Below are 14,021 nucleotides of genomic sequence, written 5' to 3'. Positions count from 1 at the left end.
CATTCCTTTCAAGGTCCAGAGGAGATTGAATGGATGCTCTTGCCTGACGAAGTGAGCCTTTCATTGCAGCGACCCCAAGCGTCCCTTCTTTCTGCGGTCACGCCGGCTTTTCCCCCAACCGTAGTGGGGTGCAAGACGGACGCTGTAACGCAACTCGTTTGGCTTGAGTTTCTGCAACGGCTTGGCTGACCTCTCGCGCTTGTGGCACGGGTTAGAGCAAACTGCTGACAAAGAGAAAGCGGGTCGGTCGACATGGCCTTGTGTGCCGATAGCGAGGGACCGGGGAGCTTCGTGGTGTTCAAAGCGTTCCATACGGTACTGCGTCGCACCATTCTGGTCAAGTACAATCGCGCTTTTGGCAATTTTCCGTGCAGCAGCGGCGCATTTTGGGGCAATACTTGGGTCAACTACGCTAAAACCCTGCGGATACACGGGTTTTTTGCTACGATGCGCAGGTTTAAAGACCTCTACGGCGACGACGCAGCACCTCCTCGATGGCAACAGACAAAGAACTCTCCGACTTTCTCGAAAACGTCGAGCGGCGTGCGTTCAAGCAGGCGGTGTATGCGGTGCGCAGGGATGAAGTGGCGCTGGACATCGTCCAGGACGCCATGATCAAGCTGGCCGAAAAATACGGCGACAAGCCGGCCGCCGAGCTGCCGATGCTGTTCCAGCGCATCCTGCAGAACACGATCCTCGATTTCTTCCGGCGCGAAAAGGTGCGCAATACCTGGGTCAGCCTGTTTTCCGGGCTGGGCAATTCCCAGGAGGAACATGATGATTTTGATATACTGGAATCCTACGAGGCCGAACACGGAACCCAGGCCGCCGAATCGAGCGCCGACCAGGTCGAGCGCATGCAGGTACTTCAGGTGATCGACGACGAAGTACAAAAACTGCCCGCGCGTCAACGGGAAGCCTTCCTCATGCGTTACTGGCAGGATATGGATGTGGCAGAGACGGCGGCAGCGATGGGATGTTCCGAAGGGAGCGTGAAAACACATTGCTCACGAGCGACTCATACTCTCGCAGCATCGCTCAAAGCCAAGGGAATCAAATTATGAACACCGAAGACATCAATTTCGCTTACCGCGTGCGGCACGCCCTGAACGAAAAGCTCGACGATCTGCCGGCCTCGACCACGCAACGGCTGGCGGCTGCCCGCCAGGCCGCGGTGGCGCGCAAGAAGGCGCACGTCGAAGTGCGCGTCACCCGCAGTGCCACGGCCACCGCATCGGCCGGCGCCGGCGGCGGCATGTTCTCGCAACCGATCAACTGGCTCAGCCGCTTCGGCGTCGTGCTGCCGCTGCTGATGGTGATCGGCGGCATGGTCGGGGTTTATCAATATGAACAGCAGCAGTCCATCGCCGAACTGGCCGAACTGGATGCCGCGCTGCTGTCGGACGAGCTGCCCCTGTCGGCCTACCTGGACAACGGCTTCAACGCCTACCTTGAAACGCGCGAGCAATAAGGATGACGCGTAGGATGGCGCGAACGCCTTCACGCGGGTGGTTGATCGGCGGTGCCGCCGTGCTGGCGCTCGCCCTCGCCGCCGGCGCCTATTTCGCGCTGCGTCCCGCACCGCCTGCCCAACCGGTCAATAGTGCCACGACCGCCGCTTCCCTGCCCCTGCTGGCAACGGGTGCGGCCGAGAAGCGCTGGCAGGACCTGACGCCGGCCCAGCAGCGCGCCCTCGCACCGCTGAGGGCGGGCTGGGAAGACCTGGGCCCCGTGCGCAAGCAAAAGTGGCTCGAGATCGCCAACCGTTTCGCGTCGATGAAACCGGCCGAGCAGCAGCGCGTGCATGCGCGCATGCGCGAATGGGTCGACCTGTCGCCGGAAGAACGCAAGGCCGTACGCGAGAACTACGCGCGCGCCCAGAAAATGATGGGGGGTAAGAAAGCGGCCCAGTGGGAACAATACATGCTGCTGCCGGAATCGGAGCGCCGCAAGCTGGCCGATGCCGCCGCCGGCAAGAAGGCGCAAGCCGCCAAGCCGCCGACACCGAAGCAAAGCCTGGCCAAGACACCGCAGCCGATCAAGCCGCACACCCCTGTCGTGCCGCCGAGCGTGCCGCCGGCCGCCGTGGCCGTCACACCGCCCCCCGTCGCGCCGCCGCCGGTCGCCCCGGCACCTGCGCCTGCCCCCGTGCCGGAAATCGTCTATCCGCTCGAAGGCGCCGTCACGCCGGCCGCCATTGTCACGCCGCCGGCACCGCCGCCCGCCCAGCCGGCCACGACGAATGCCAACAAATAACGCCGCCCCCACTGTCGCGGCCGCGCCGACCGTCCGGCGCCGCCTGGTCTCGATGGTATACGAGCTGCTGCTGGGCTTTGCCGTGCTGTTCCTGCCTTTCCTCGTGTTCGAGATGACCTTCAAGGCCAGCCATGCGCCCGTCATCGAACACCTGCGCCAGGCCCTGGCCTTCCTCGTGCTGGGCGCGTACTTCATCCACCAGTGGACCCGCAAGGGCCAGACGCTGGCCATGCAGACGTGGCGCATCCGCGTGACACTGCCGGACGGCGCGCCCGTGCCGCCCCGTGTCGCCACCGTGCGCTATCTGCTGTGCTGGCTGTGGGTGCTGCCCGCCGCCGCCGTCAGCCTGGCGCTGGACCTGCACCGCTGGCAGGCGCTGGGCGCCCTGGCGGCGGGCATCGCGCTGTGGTCGCTGACGGCCTTCCTCGACAGGGATCGGCAGTTCCTGCATGACCGCCTGGCCGGCACCCGGCTGGTGCAGTTGCCCAAGCCGCCGAAGAAGAACGCCGCCCCGGCCGTGAGCCGTTCCGCCTGACTCCGGGCGACTCGTCGCCGAGCTGCGTTCACCTTCCCGGCTTGCGTACGACGGCCGCCCCGCTCTCCACCACCTTGCCATCCTGCGTGCGCGGCAGCATTGCCGCCAGCGGCAGTCCTGTTCCCTTTTCGACCAGTTCCGAACGCGCTTCGCCATCGGCGAACAGATGCCGCTCGCCCCACTGGCGCAGGGCCACGATCAGGGGAAACAAGTCGGCGCCCTTTTCCGTCAGCACATATTCCTGGTAGGCGCTGCCGTCCGCGGCGGGGCGCAGCGCGAGGATGTCCAGCTCGACCAGGGTGCGCAGCCGGTCCGACAGGATATTGCGCGCCACGCCGAGGCGACGCTGGAAGTCGCCGAAGCGGGCCGCGCCGTCGAAGGCGTCGCGTACGATCAGCATGGCCCACCGGTCGCCCACGGCGCCCACCGCTCGGGCGACCGGACATGTTTCGTTTTCCTGCGGCAGTTTCATGCCATCCTCCCTCGAATAAGTAGTTGCATTTTAAAACCGAAAACCTTATGCTGCCAGTGGTTTTAATTTGAAACTACTTTTCTTGCAACCCAGGAGGCAGCATGGCACCACTCGATTCGACCCCGACCCGGACGATGTCGCCAGCCCTGGTCGGGCTGTTCGCCACCGGCAGCGCGGTCAGCGTGGCCAATGTGTATTACGCCCAGCCCCTGCTGGACCTGATGGCGGCCGACTACGGCATCGCCGCGGCGGCTGTCGGTGGCGTCGTCACGGCCACCCAGGCCGGCAGTGCGCTGGCCTTGCTGCTGCTGGTGCCGCTGGGCGACCGCGTCGACCGCCGCCGGCTGATCCTGGTCCAGGTCATCCTGCTCTGCCTTGCGCTGCTGGCGGTGACGGCGACAAGCGGCGCGCTGGCGCTGACCATCGTCATGCTGGCGGTCGGCCTGCTGGGCACGGCAATGACGCAGGGCCTGATCGCCTATGCGGCCAGCGCCGCCGGGCCGGGCGAACGGGGCAGCGTCGTCGGCGCCGCGCAAGGCGGCGTCGTCATCGGCCTGCTGCTGGCGCGCGTGCTGGCCAGCGCCATTGCCGACGTGGCCGGCTGGCGCTGGGTGTATGGCATATCGAGCGTGGCGATGGCGGTGCTGGGGATATTGCTGTGGCGGCGCCTGCCCGTGCAGTCATTGGCGCCGAAGCCAATGTCGTATGGGGCGCTGATCCGGTCGATGCTGACCCTGCTGCGAACGGAACGCGTTCTGCAAGTGCGGGGCACCCTGGCGCTGCTGATGTTCGCCGCCTTCGGCATCTTCTGGAGCACGCTGGTCTTGCCGCTGGCGGCGACACCGTTCGGCATGTCGCACACGGCCATCGGCGCCTTTGGCCTGGTAGGTGTGGCGGGCGCCCTGGCGGCGGGCCGGGCCGGCCGGCTGGCGGACCGGGGCCTGGGCCAGCGCACCACGGGCGCCGCGCTCCTGCTGCTCGTGCTGTGCTGGCTGCCGCTGGGTGTCGGCATGCGGCCAGGACTTGCGGGAATGGCGGTACTGGCCTTGGGCATCCTTGCCCTCGACATCGCCGTGCAGGCGCTGCAGGTGACGAACCAGGGCATGATCTTCGCCGCCCGGCCCGGCGCTGCCAGCCGGATGGTGGGCTGCTACATGATGTTCTATGCGGCGGGCAGCGGGCTGGGGGCACTGGCCGGCACGGCGGCATACGCGGCCGGCGGCTGGCACGCGGCCTGCCTGCTGGGCGCCGCCATCAGCCTGGCCGCGCTGCTATTCTGGCACTTGACCCGGGGCTGGATGCAGCGGGCCTGATTCGTCCTTGCAAGGGGCGCGACCTGCCTCCACATCGGCAGGTATGAAGATCGTCGACGACAATTCGGCCGAACCTCGTTGCCCCCTGTGCGGCCGCCCGCTGGGAACGGAAAACATCGACCGCCACCACCTGGTGCCGAAAACCTTCAAGGGCCGCGCCCAGTTCCCCATCCATAAGATCTGCCACCGCAAGATCCACTCGGTGTTCACGGAGCGCGAGCTGTTCAAGACCTATCACTCGTGGGAAGCGCTGCAGGCGCACGAGGAGATTCGCGTGTTTATCGACTGGGTGGCGAGAAAGCCGCCGGAGTTCTATACCAGTACCGCGACGACGAACGCCAAGAAGCGGCGCTGACGCGCTTCAGAACCGCTCGAAGCCCTGCAGGTAACGCCACTCGCCGACGGCCAGCCCGCCCATCGACATGCGGCCGATGCGCAGGCGCTTCTGCGCCACGGCCTTCAGGCCGACGGCCTTGCACATCTTTTCGATCTGGCTGGGTTTCGGGCCCTTCATGGCGAAGCGCAGCCGGCGTTCGTTCTGCCAGCTCACTTTCGTGGCGCCCTGGTTCAACTGGGCCAGGCCGTCCTCGACGATGCTGCCCTCGACGTCGACGATGATTTCCTGCTCCATCCGGTTGCCCTCCTCCACCAGCTTACGCGCGATGCGGTAGTCCTGCGTGAAGACGAACAGGCCGCTGGCCTCGTTGTCCAGCGGCAGGGCCGGCGTCAGGTTGTGCAAGTGGCGTTTCAGGAAGCGCTCCTTCTGCGCCAGCGCGTTGCGCGCTTCCGGCGTCAGGCAGGACAGCGGATCGACGCCGGCCGGCTTGTTCAGCAGGATCGTCACGGGTTCGATCTCCAGCAGGGTCGCGTCGGGCGCCAGCTCGATCTTCTGGTAGGGCGTCACGCGGGCACCCGCTTCTTCCACCAGGACGCCATCGACCAGGACGAAGCCGCCCTCGATATACAGCTCCGCCTCGCGGCGGGAACAGGGCAGCATGTCCGCCACCCGTTTCGAGAGGCGGAGCGTGTTTTCGTCGTTCATGGTCAGTGCTTGAAGTAGGTGGTAAAGACGTCGGCCACGGTGCGCAGCTGCGCGCGCGTGACGCCCAGGTGGGTGACGAGGCGCAGGCGCGGCGCCATCGACACGCGGATACCGGCGGCGGACAGCGCTTCGGCCAGGCCGGCGCAATGCGCGGGCGGGACGTCGACATAGAAAATATTCGTCTGCGGCGTGCTGACGGCGATGCCGCCGATGCCTTGTAACGCATCGGCCAGGAAGGCCGCGTTGGCGTGGTCCTCGGCCAGCCGCGCCACGTTGTGCCGGAGTGCATGCAGGCCGGCGGCGGCGATGGTGCCGGCCTGGCGCATGCCGCCGCCCAGCATCTTGCGCCAGCGCTTGCCCTCTTCGACGAAGGCGCGCGAGCCACAGAGGATGGAGCCGACGGGCGCGCCCAGGCCCTTGGACAGGCACACGGAAACGCTGTCGAAACCGGCCACCGCCGCGCGCAGGTCGATGCCCTGGGCCACGGCCGCGTTGCAGATGCGGGCGCCGTCCAGGTGCGTGGCCAGGCCCCGCTCGTGCGCCAGCGCCGTGGCCTGCGCCACGTACGCGGCCGGCAGCACCTTGCCGCCGATGGTGTTTTCCAGCGCCAGCAAGGTCGTGCGGGCGAAGTGGATGTCGCGCGGCTTGATCTGGGTGGCGATATCGGCAAGCAGCAGGCTGCCGTCCGGCTGATTGGCGATGGGCTGCGGCTGGATGCTGCCCAATACGGCGGCGCCGCCCCCTTCGTAGCGGAATGTGTGCGCCTCCTGGCCCACCAGGTATTCGTCGCCCCGGCCGCAATGCACCAGCAGCGCGATCAGGTTGGTCTGCGTGCCGGACGGCGCGAACAGCGCCGCCTCGAAGCCGAACAGCTCGGCCGCATGCTGCTGCAAGGCGTTGACGGTGGGGTCGTCGCCATACACGTCGTCGCCCACCGGCGCGGCCGCCATGGCTTCGCGCATCGCCGCGCAAGGCTGCGTCACCGTATCGCTGCGCAGGTCGATCCAGTCGCTCACTGGGCCGCCTTCTCGAGTTCCTGCGTATAGAAGCGCTGGCCCAGCTCTTCCAGGCCCACCGTCTGCAGCACTTCCTGCAGGCGCTCCGTGGGCCGGCGCCGCGGCAGGTTCTTGTACGTGGCGATAATCAGCTCGTTCTTCATCGAGTGCTCCCAGCCCACCAGCTCCGTCACATTGACCTGGTAGCCGTGCGCTTCCAGCTGCAGGCAGCGCAGCACGTTGGTGATCTGGCTGCCGAATTCGCGCGTGTGGATGGGGTGGCGCCAGATTTCCGTCAGCGCGCTCTTGCCCAGATCCTTGCCCTTGTTCTTGCGCAGCACGGAGGCCACTTCGGCCTGGCAGCACGGTACCAGCACCATGTGCTTCGCACGCTTCTTCAGCGCGAAGTCGATGGCGTCGTCGGTGGCCGTATTGCAGGCGTGCAGCGCGGTGACGATGTCGATCTGTTCGGGCAGCTCGGTCGACGTGGTCGACTCGGCCACGGACAGCGGCAGGAAGGACATGCCGGGGAAGTCGAACTTCGCCGCCAGTTCGCGCGAACGCTGCACCAGCTCGTCGCGCGTCTCGATGCCGTAGATGTGCGAGGCGCCGTCCGGACCCTTGCTCAGTTCCTTGAAAAACAGGTCGTAGATGATAAAGCCGAGATACGACTTGCCGGCACCATGGTCGACCAGCGACACGCTGCCTTTGTCAATCAGCACGTCCTTCAGCAGCGGCTCGATGAACTGGTACAGGTGGTACACCTGCTTGAGCTTCCTGCGGCTGTCCTGGTTCAGCTTGCCGTCGCGCGTCAGGATATGCAGTTCCTGCAGCAGCGCGACGGACTGGCCCGGGCGGATTTCCGGGATGTCCGTGATGGTCGCCGGCACCGGCGCGGCCGGGGCCTTATTGCGCTTCATCGATCCACGCCTGCTGGATCGCTTCCAGGATTTTTTCGCCACCGCGCTTGTGGTCGTCGTCGAAGCCCTCGAGCGTGACGACCCAGTTGTGCAGGTCCGTGAAGCGGATCGCCGTGGGGTCCAGGTTCGGGTACTTGTCGACCAGCGCTTCGGCAATCGCGGTGATGTCGGTCCATTTCATGACAGAACTCCAGGCTCAGTGGCCGCCTTCGCTGGCGTGATTGATGGTGTATTTCGGGATCTCGACAACCAGGTCCTCGTCCGCCACGATGGCCTGGCACGACAGGCGCGACTGCGCTTCCAGGCCCCAGGCCTTGTCCAGCAGGTCCTCTTCCGTGTCGGTCGCTTCGTTCAGCGAATCAAAGCCTTCGCGCACGATGACGTGGCAGGTGGTGCAGGCGCAGGACTTCTCGCAGGCGTGCTCGATATGGATGTCGTTTTCCAGCAGGACGTCGCAGACGGACTTGCCCGGCTGCGTGTCGATGACGGCGCCTTCGGGGCACAGCTTGGCGTGGGGCAGAATGACGATTTGTGGCACTTGTTACCTCGGTATTTTTTTGATGGTACTGCTTGGTTTGTTATGCCACCTGGTCCAGCGACTTGCCGGCCAGTGCGCTGCGCACGCTGCGGTCCATCCGGCGCGACGCGAATTCCTCGGTGCCGTGGGCCAGCGCTTCCACTGCCGCCTTGACGGCCAGGTGGTCGACCGTGCCGGCCTGCGACTGGGCCAGGGTGTCGCGGGTGGCTTGCATCAGGGCGTCGACGGCGACTCTTTCCTCGCCGGACAGCAGCGCGGCGTCTTCATCGAGCGCCGACTGCGTGGCCAGCAGAATGCGCTCCGCTTCGACCTGCTCTTCGCGCAGCGCGCGCGCCTTCATGTCCGTCTCGGCCGACGTGTACGATTCCTGCAGCATGCGCGCGACGTCGTCGTCGCCCAGGCCATACGAAGGTTTCACGGTGATGGAGGCCTCGACGTTCGAGCGCAGCTCGCGCGCCGACACGGACAGCAGGCCGTCCGCGTCGACCTGGTAGGTGATGCGGATACGGGCCGCGCCGGCCGCCATCGGCGGAATGCCGCGCAGCTCGAAGCGGGCCAGCGAGCGGCAGTCGCTCACCAGTTCGCGCTCGCCCTGCAGCACGTGCACGGCCAGGGCGGTCTGGCCATCCTTGAAGGTGGTGAATTCCTGGGCGCGGGCGCAGGGAATGGTCGAGTTGCGGGGAATGATCTTCTCGACCAGGCCGCCCATCGTCTCGATACCCAGCGACAGCGGAATCACGTCCAGCAGCAGCCAGTCGTCGCCGGCGGCGCGGTTCCCCGCCAGCAGGTTGGCCTGGATGGCCGCGCCCAGCGCCACCACCTTGTCCGGATCGATATTGGCGTGCGGGATGGTGTGGAAGTAGTCGCCCACGGCGCGCTGCACGTGCGGCATCCTTGTTGCGCCACCGACCATGACGACGCCGTCGATATCGTCGGCGTCGATATTGGCGTCGCGCAGGGCCTTCTTCACCGCGTTCATCGTCTTGGCGACCAGGTGCTTCGTGATCTCGACGAACTTCTCGGCCGTGATCTTCAGGTGCACTTCCTCGCCCGAGGACAGGATCGCGTCCACCGTCACTTCGGACTTGGTCGACAGCAGTTCCTTCGCTTCGCGCGCCTTGACCATCAGCACGGCCGTGTCGACGTCGTTCAGCGGTGCCAGCTTTTCCTGCTCGTGGATCCAGCAGAACAGGCGGTGGTCGAAGTCGTCGCCGCCCAGCGCGGAGTCGCCGCCCGTCGACAGCACTTCGAACACGCCCTTGGAGAGCTTCAGCACGGAGATGTCGAAGGTGCCGCCGCCCAGGTCGTACACGGCGAACAGGCCTTCGGACGCGTTGTCCAGGCCATAGGCGATGGCGGCGGCGGTCGGTTCGGACAGCAGGCGCAGCACGTTCAGGCCGGCCAGCTGGGCCGCGTCCTTCGTGGCCTGGCGCTGGGCGTCGTCGAAGTACGCCGGCACCGTGATGACGGCGCCCACCAGTTCGTCACCCAGCGCATCCTCGGCGCGCTGGCGCAACGTCGCCAGGATCTGCGCGGACGTCTCGACGGGGCTCTTGATGCCGGCCACGGTTTTCAGCTGCACCATGCCGGGCGCATCGACGAAGTCGTACGGCAGGTTCTCGGCGTAGGCGATGTCCTTCAGGCCGCGGCCCATGAAGCGCTTGACGGAGACGATGGTGTTCTTCGGGTCGGTGGTCTGCGCGGCCTGGGCCTTGTAGCCGATATGGGCGTGGCCGTTCGGCAGGTAGCGCACCACGGAAGGCAGCAGCGCATGGCCCTCCTCGTCGTTCAGCACTTCGGGAATGCTGCTGCGCACGGTGGCGACGAGCGAGTTCGTGGTGCCCAGGTCGATGCCCACCGCCAGCCGGTGCTGGTGCGGGGCCGTCGACATGCCGGGTTCGGAAATTTGCAGGAGAGCCATGTAAAACCTGTTGTTGTTGTGTGCGGGCGCCTGGGCGCACTGGAATGGACGGGCGCGCGGGCGGCCTAGGCTTCGATGGAGTCGAAGGCGAAGCTCACTTCCTCGCCGAATTTTTCCAGGAACATCAGGGCGCGCACGCCTTGCGCGGCAGCGGCGTAGTCGGCCGCGTCGAGCAGCTTTTCGATGTCCTGCAGCTGGGCCTTGCGGGCCGCGCGCAGTTGCGCATCGAGCCCGTCGAGCGCCTCGGCATCCTTGCCGGCGCGCGCCTCGGCCAGCTCCTCGCGCCACTCCATCTGCTGCATCAGGAAGGCCATCGGCATGGCCGTATTCGATTCCGTCTGCAGGTCCACGCCGTGCAGCTCGCACAGGTAGCGCGCCCGCTTCTGCGGGTTCTTCAAGGTCTGGTAGGCCTCGTTGGCGCGGGTGGCCCACTGCATCGCCACGCGCTTTTCCGCGTCCGTGGCGTTGACGAAGCGATCGGGATGCACGCGCGACTGGACGTCGCGGTAGGCGGCATCCAGTGTCGCGGTATCGACGGCGAAACGGGGCGCCAGGTTGAAGAGCTCGAAGTGGTTTTGCACGGGCGGTCGGATCAGGGTCGAATCAAATGCGGAAGCTTTCGCCGCAGCCGCAGGCGTCTTTTTCGTTCGGGTTGTTGAACTTGAAGCCTTCGTTCAGGCCCTCGCGGGCGAAGTCGAGCTCCGTGCCGTCGATATATGGCATGCTTTTCGGATCGACGAAGACCTTCACGCCGTGCGACTCGAAGACCTGGTCTTCGGGCGACACTTCGTCCACATATTCGAGCTTGTAGGCGAGACCCGAGCAGCCCGTCGTGCGCACGCCGAAGCGCAGGCCGACGCCCTTGCCGCGCCGTTCGATGTAGCGGTTGATGTGCTTCGCTGCTTTTTCCGTCAACGTGATTGCCATTCTTCTTCCTCCAGATGCTTGCGGGACCACTTGGGTCCCGGTACCGCCTTAAGCCGTGTGCTTGGTCTTGTAGTCCAGCACCGCCGCCTTGATGGCGTCTTCCGCCAGGATCGAGCAGTGGATCTTCACCGGCGGCAGCGCCAGTTCCTCGGCGATCTGCGTGTTCTTGATCGACAGGGCCTGGTCCAGCGTCTTGCCCTTGACCCATTCCGTCACCAGCGAGCTCGAGGCGATGGCCGAACCGCAGCCATAGGTCTTGAACTTCGCGTCTTCGATGACGCCGTCGGCGCCGACCTTGATCTGCAGCTTCATCACGTCGCCGCAGGCCGGCGCGCCCACCATGCCGGTGCCCACGCTGTCGTCGCCCTTTTCAAAGGCGCCCACATTGCGGGGATTTTCGTAGTGGTCGAGTACTTTTTCCGAATAAGCCATTTGAATCTCCTGTGTGCCGGCGCATGCCGGCTGAATAATCTTTACCTGCCAACCTTAAAGGACCATGTGTCCTAGTGCGCGGCCCACTGGATGGAATTGATATCAATTCCCTCCTTGAACATATCCCACAGCGGCGACAGTTCGCGCAGCTTGCCGACCTTCGACTTCATCAGGTCGATGGCGAAGTCGATGTCCTGTTCCGTCGTGAAGCGGCCGATGGTGAAGCGGATCGAGCTGTGTGCCAGCTCGTCGGAACGGCCCAGCGCGCGCAGCACGTACGATGGTTCCAGGCTGGCCGAGGTGCAGGCCGAGCCGGACGACACGGCCAGGTCCTTGACGGCCATGATCAGCGATTCGCCTTCGACGTAGTTGAACGACACGTTCAGGTTATGGGGCACGCGGTGCGCCATGTCGCCGTTGATATACGTTTCCTCGATTTCCTGCAGGCCGTTGGCAAGGCGGTCGCGCAGCGCCTTGATGCGCGCGGTTTCCTCATCCATCTCGACCTTGGCCAGGCGGAACGCTTCGCCCATGCCGACGATCTGGTGCACCGGCAGCGTGCCCGAACGCAGGCCCCGCTCGTGACCGCCACCGTGCATCTGCGCTTCGATGCGCACGCGCGGCTTGCGGCATACGTACAGCGCGCCGATGCCTTTCGGGCCATACGTCTTGTGGGCCGTGAAGGTCATCAGGTCGACCTTCAGTGCCTGCAGGTCGATCGCCACCTTGCCCGTGGCCTGGGCGGCGTCGCAGTGGAAGATGATGCCCTTGCCGCGGCAGAAGGCGGCGATGTCCGCGATCGGCTGGATCACGCCGATCTCGTTATTGACCATCATGACGGAGACGAGGATGGTATCCGGGCGCACGGCCGCGGCCAGTTGCTCGACGGAGATCAGGCCGTTGTCCTGCGGGTCCAGGTAGGTCGCCTCGAAGCCCTGGCGTTCCAGTTCGCGCACCGTGTCCAGCACTGCCTTGTGCTCGGTTTTCACCGTGACGATGTGCTTGCCCTTCGTCTTGTAGAAATTCGCCGCGCCCTTGATCGCCAGGTTGTTGCTTTCGGTGGCGCCGGAAGTCCAGATGACTTCACGCGGGTCGGCATTGACGAGTGCCGCCACGTGGCCGCGCGCCTCTTCCACGGCCGCTTCCGCCGTCCAGCCATACATGTGGCTGCGCGATGCGGGATTGCCGAACTGCTCGCGCAGGTAGGGAATCATCTTGTCGGCCACGCGCGGGTCGATCGGCGTCGTGGCCGAGTAGTCCATATAGATCGGGAAGTGCGGCGCGGTGCGGAACTCGACCGGTGCGACCTTGGCGACGTTTTTTTCTGGGGCGTTCATCTCTTACTCCAAAGGGTTTAACCAAGAGCGGCGTGATTGCGGTGCATGACCACGACGTTCTGTTCGGCGTTTTTCTGTTTCTGCTGGTCGACCAGGTCCTGCAGCGAGACCGAGTCCAGGTAATCGACCATCTTTTCGTTCAGCGTGGCCCACAGCTCATGGGTCATGCAGCGCGCGCCGGTGGCGTGATCGGCGCCATGGCAGTTCTCCTTGCCGCCGCACTGCGTGGCATCGAGCGGCTCATCGACGGCGATGATGATGTCGGCCACCGTCACCTTGTCGGCGCGGCGGGCCAGGCTGTAGCCGCCGCCCGGGCCGCGGATGGACTCGACGATCTCATGGCGGCGCAGCTTGCCGAACAACTGTTCCAGGTAGGACAGCGAAATGGCCTGGCGCTGGCTGATGCCAGAGAGCGTGACGGGGCCCTTGCCCTGGCGCATGGCCAAGTCAATCATCGCTGTCACGGCAAAACGGCCTTTGGTAGTCAGACGCATCACAACCCCGGTTGAGTTTCGATGAGCTCGAAAAAATTTATTGCAATCACTTGTTGCAATCAGTTCTCGCTTCGTTCCACTGACAAAGGCCGGTCTGTGCGAGATCAAGGCCTGATTAGTTGAACGATTTAGTCAAGTATAACAGAGTCCTTGGCGGCTTGCCTGGAAGGGGCCGATTTCGACGCAGTGCAGCATGGGGATGGAAACAGGAAGGCGCGGGGCCGGCACAACGAGGCGCGAGGGGATGTATTGAAAAGTGCAACCCAGGATTGTAGCGCAATTACGCCCTGCCGGCAGCCCTCAGCGTGGGCCCAGCAGGTCGTGCGCGTCCAGAACGGCGTAGGCGATTTCGGGATGCCGGTCCAGGCAGCGGCGGATGGCGGCCGGCACGGCCTGGCGCGTCTTGCGGCACAGTCCCGGCACGGGGGACAACTCGATGGCGAAGCCGCGTGCCGTGCGCACCTCGTTCGCCCTCGGCCCGATGTGCAGCCGCACGCCCAGCTGCTCGTACAGGCGCTGGCCGATGCGCTGCAGCTCGGCATACGTGCTGATGGCATCGATGCGTTCGATCAGGCGTTTTTCCTGTTCCCGGGTCAACAGCAGGACACGGCGATCCGCATCCGGGTCATCGAACAGCCGCGCGCGCTCGCAAATGCACGCGCCGGGCGGGCATTCGGTGCGAAGCGGCGGTGACGGTGGCGGGGACGTCGGCATGGCCCGGTCTCGTGAAAAGTGTCGGCAACGACGGCGGCATGCGCCCTGGCGCGTGCCACGGGCAGTATGGCGGCGCCGGCGCGGCGCTGTCAAATGTACTCGACAATACATGTGCAGGCCGCTTC

At 65.4% G+C, this 14,021-nt stretch carries 19 protein-coding genes; 6 read left to right on the top strand and 13 right to left on the bottom strand.

The features are described from left to right. The first annotated feature begins 494 nt into the window (after positions 1 to 494). The 4 genes from GM672_RS13130 to GM672_RS13115 are packed head-to-tail and all read left to right on the top strand — an operon-like array spanning position 495 to position 2,791. Entirely contained in the window at positions 495 to 1,064 is a 570-nt protein-coding gene (locus GM672_RS13130; protein ID WP_155470979.1) for an RNA polymerase sigma factor, read from the top strand. After that, positions 1,061 to 1,471 carry a DUF3619 family protein gene (locus tag GM672_RS13125; protein ID WP_155470978.1) on the top strand — a complete coding sequence of 137 codons (411 nt, stop codon included), beginning with the start codon at positions 1,061 to 1,063 and terminating at the stop codon, positions 1,469 to 1,471. The genes GM672_RS13130 and GM672_RS13125 overlap by 4 nt, the downstream gene beginning before the upstream one ends. 59 nt (positions 1,472 to 1,530) lie before the next feature. Then, positions 1,531 to 2,256, top strand: coding sequence for a DUF3106 domain-containing protein (locus tag GM672_RS13120; protein ID WP_371867064.1), 726 nt, complete (start codon positions 1,531 to 1,533; stop codon positions 2,254 to 2,256). Beyond that, the gene (locus GM672_RS13115; protein WP_155470976.1) at positions 2,243 to 2,791 is read left to right on the top strand and encodes an RDD family protein; all 549 of its coding nucleotides are present in this window, start codon (positions 2,243 to 2,245) and stop codon (positions 2,789 to 2,791) included. Before GM672_RS13120 ends, GM672_RS13115 begins: the two co-directional genes overlap by 14 nt. Positions 2,792 to 2,819: 28 nt before the next feature. On the opposite strand, the gene GM672_RS13110 is transcribed toward GM672_RS13115, so the two are convergent. Further along, on the bottom strand, positions 2,820 to 3,263 hold the full coding sequence (locus GM672_RS13110) for a winged helix-turn-helix transcriptional regulator (RefSeq protein ID WP_155470975.1): 444 nt from the start codon (positions 3,261 to 3,263) through the stop codon (positions 2,820 to 2,822). A 101-nt stretch (positions 3,264 to 3,364) separates the two neighbouring features. Between GM672_RS13110 and GM672_RS13105 the strand changes: the two genes are divergently transcribed. Both GM672_RS13105 and GM672_RS13100 read left to right on the top strand, forming a co-directional pair. Beyond that, the gene (locus GM672_RS13105; protein WP_229417714.1) at positions 3,365 to 4,576 is read left to right on the top strand and encodes an MFS transporter; all 1,212 of its coding nucleotides are present in this window, start codon (positions 3,365 to 3,367) and stop codon (positions 4,574 to 4,576) included. A gap of 43 nt (positions 4,577 to 4,619) precedes the next feature. Then, positions 4,620 to 4,931, top strand: coding sequence for an HNH endonuclease signature motif containing protein (locus GM672_RS13100; protein WP_229417713.1), 312 nt, complete (start codon positions 4,620 to 4,622; stop codon positions 4,929 to 4,931). A gap of 6 nt (positions 4,932 to 4,937) precedes the next feature. On the opposite strand, the gene GM672_RS13095 is transcribed toward GM672_RS13100, so the two are convergent. From GM672_RS13095 to GM672_RS13040, 12 genes are all read right to left on the bottom strand, one after another. Continuing rightward, positions 4,938 to 5,618, bottom strand: coding sequence for an RNA pseudouridine synthase (locus tag GM672_RS13095; RefSeq protein WP_155470974.1), 681 nt, complete (start codon positions 5,616 to 5,618; stop codon positions 4,938 to 4,940). 2 nt (positions 5,619 to 5,620) lie between these two features. Beyond that, positions 5,621 to 6,634, bottom strand: a complete 1,014-nt coding sequence (gene ltaE / locus GM672_RS13090; protein ID WP_260098571.1) for a low-specificity L-threonine aldolase — start codon at positions 6,632 to 6,634, stop codon at positions 5,621 to 5,623. Beyond that, complete coding sequence (locus GM672_RS13085; protein ID WP_155470973.1) at positions 6,631 to 7,533, bottom strand: class I SAM-dependent methyltransferase; 903 nt, start codon at positions 7,531 to 7,533, stop codon at positions 6,631 to 6,633. The genes ltaE and GM672_RS13085 overlap by 4 nt, the downstream gene beginning before the upstream one ends. Then, positions 7,520 to 7,714 (bottom strand): Fe-S cluster assembly protein IscX, encoded by a 195-nt coding sequence (gene iscX / locus GM672_RS13080; RefSeq protein WP_155470972.1) that lies wholly within the window; start codon positions 7,712 to 7,714, stop codon positions 7,520 to 7,522. Before iscX ends, GM672_RS13085 begins: the two co-directional genes overlap by 14 nt. Positions 7,715 to 7,729: 15 nt before the next feature. Continuing rightward, complete coding sequence (gene fdx, locus GM672_RS13075; RefSeq protein WP_170300051.1) at positions 7,730 to 8,071, bottom strand: ISC system 2Fe-2S type ferredoxin; 342 nt, start codon at positions 8,069 to 8,071, stop codon at positions 7,730 to 7,732. 40 nt (positions 8,072 to 8,111) lie between these two features. Then, entirely contained in the window at positions 8,112 to 9,992 is a 1,881-nt protein-coding gene (gene hscA, locus GM672_RS13070) for a Fe-S protein assembly chaperone HscA (RefSeq protein ID WP_155470971.1), read from the bottom strand. 65 nt (positions 9,993 to 10,057) lie between these two features. Beyond that, the gene (gene hscB / locus GM672_RS13065) at positions 10,058 to 10,573 is read right to left on the bottom strand and encodes a Fe-S protein assembly co-chaperone HscB (RefSeq protein ID WP_170300050.1); all 516 of its coding nucleotides are present in this window, start codon (positions 10,571 to 10,573) and stop codon (positions 10,058 to 10,060) included. A gap of 22 nt (positions 10,574 to 10,595) precedes the next feature. Further along, positions 10,596 to 10,919: an iron-sulfur cluster assembly protein IscA gene (gene iscA / locus GM672_RS13060; protein WP_155470969.1), complete on the bottom strand. Its 324-nt coding sequence runs from the start codon at positions 10,917 to 10,919 to the stop codon at positions 10,596 to 10,598. A 48-nt stretch (positions 10,920 to 10,967) separates the two neighbouring features. Next, a complete protein-coding gene (gene iscU, locus GM672_RS13055) occupies positions 10,968 to 11,351 on the bottom strand; it encodes a Fe-S cluster assembly scaffold IscU (protein WP_155470968.1) in 384 nt (127 codons plus the stop codon). Positions 11,352 to 11,422: 71 nt separating this feature from the next. Then, on the bottom strand, positions 11,423 to 12,688 hold the full coding sequence (locus GM672_RS13050; RefSeq protein ID WP_155470967.1) for an IscS subfamily cysteine desulfurase: 1,266 nt from the start codon (positions 12,686 to 12,688) through the stop codon (positions 11,423 to 11,425). Between the two features lie 17 nt (positions 12,689 to 12,705). Then, entirely contained in the window at positions 12,706 to 13,182 is a 477-nt protein-coding gene (iscR, locus tag GM672_RS13045; RefSeq protein ID WP_155470966.1) for a Fe-S cluster assembly transcriptional regulator IscR, read from the bottom strand. A 300-nt stretch (positions 13,183 to 13,482) separates the two neighbouring features. Next, complete coding sequence (locus GM672_RS13040; RefSeq protein WP_155470965.1) at positions 13,483 to 13,896, bottom strand: hypothetical protein; 414 nt, start codon at positions 13,894 to 13,896, stop codon at positions 13,483 to 13,485. Positions 13,897 to 14,021 lie beyond the last annotated feature (125 nt).

Origin of the sequence: Pseudoduganella buxea (assembly GCF_009720835.1) — a bacterium.
Classification (GTDB): domain Bacteria; phylum Pseudomonadota; class Gammaproteobacteria; order Burkholderiales; family Burkholderiaceae_D; genus Rugamonas; species Rugamonas buxea.
The sequence above is the reverse complement of the archived record's forward strand: the minus strand, read 5'-3'. Positions and strand labels throughout refer to the sequence as shown.

Coding starts and splice junctions, on each gene's coding strand:
- GM672_RS13040 (WP_155470965.1), bottom strand. CDS start 13,896: ATGCCGACGTCCCCGCCACCGTCACCGCCGCTTCGCACCGAATGCCCG.
- GM672_RS13115 (WP_155470976.1), top strand. CDS start 2,243: ATGCCAACAAATAACGCCGCCCCCACTGTCGCGGCCGCGCCGACCGTC.
- GM672_RS13095 (WP_155470974.1), bottom strand. CDS start 5,618: ATGAACGACGAAAACACGCTCCGCCTCTCGAAACGGGTGGCGGACATG.
- GM672_RS13130 (WP_155470979.1), top strand. CDS start 495: ATGGCAACAGACAAAGAACTCTCCGACTTTCTCGAAAACGTCGAGCGG.
- GM672_RS13110 (WP_155470975.1), bottom strand. CDS start 3,263: ATGAAACTGCCGCAGGAAAACGAAACATGTCCGGTCGCCCGAGCGGTG.
- iscX (WP_155470972.1), bottom strand. CDS start 7,714: ATGAAATGGACCGACATCACCGCGATTGCCGAAGCGCTGGTCGACAAG.
- GM672_RS13100 (WP_229417713.1), top strand. CDS start 4,620: ATGAAGATCGTCGACGACAATTCGGCCGAACCTCGTTGCCCCCTGTGC.
- hscA (WP_155470971.1), bottom strand. CDS start 9,992: ATGGCTCTCCTGCAAATTTCCGAACCCGGCATGTCGACGGCCCCGCAC.
- iscR (WP_155470966.1), bottom strand. CDS start 13,182: ATGCGTCTGACTACCAAAGGCCGTTTTGCCGTGACAGCGATGATTGAC.
- iscA (WP_155470969.1), bottom strand. CDS start 10,919: ATGGCAATCACGTTGACGGAAAAAGCAGCGAAGCACATCAACCGCTAC.
- GM672_RS13050 (WP_155470967.1), bottom strand. CDS start 12,688: ATGAACGCCCCAGAAAAAAACGTCGCCAAGGTCGCACCGGTCGAGTTC.
- GM672_RS13105 (WP_229417714.1), top strand. CDS start 3,365: ATGGCACCACTCGATTCGACCCCGACCCGGACGATGTCGCCAGCCCTG.
- GM672_RS13085 (WP_155470973.1), bottom strand. CDS start 7,533: ATGAAGCGCAATAAGGCCCCGGCCGCGCCGGTGCCGGCGACCATCACG.
- GM672_RS13125 (WP_155470978.1), top strand. CDS start 1,061: ATGAACACCGAAGACATCAATTTCGCTTACCGCGTGCGGCACGCCCTG.
- iscU (WP_155470968.1), bottom strand. CDS start 11,351: ATGGCTTATTCGGAAAAAGTACTCGACCACTACGAAAATCCCCGCAAT.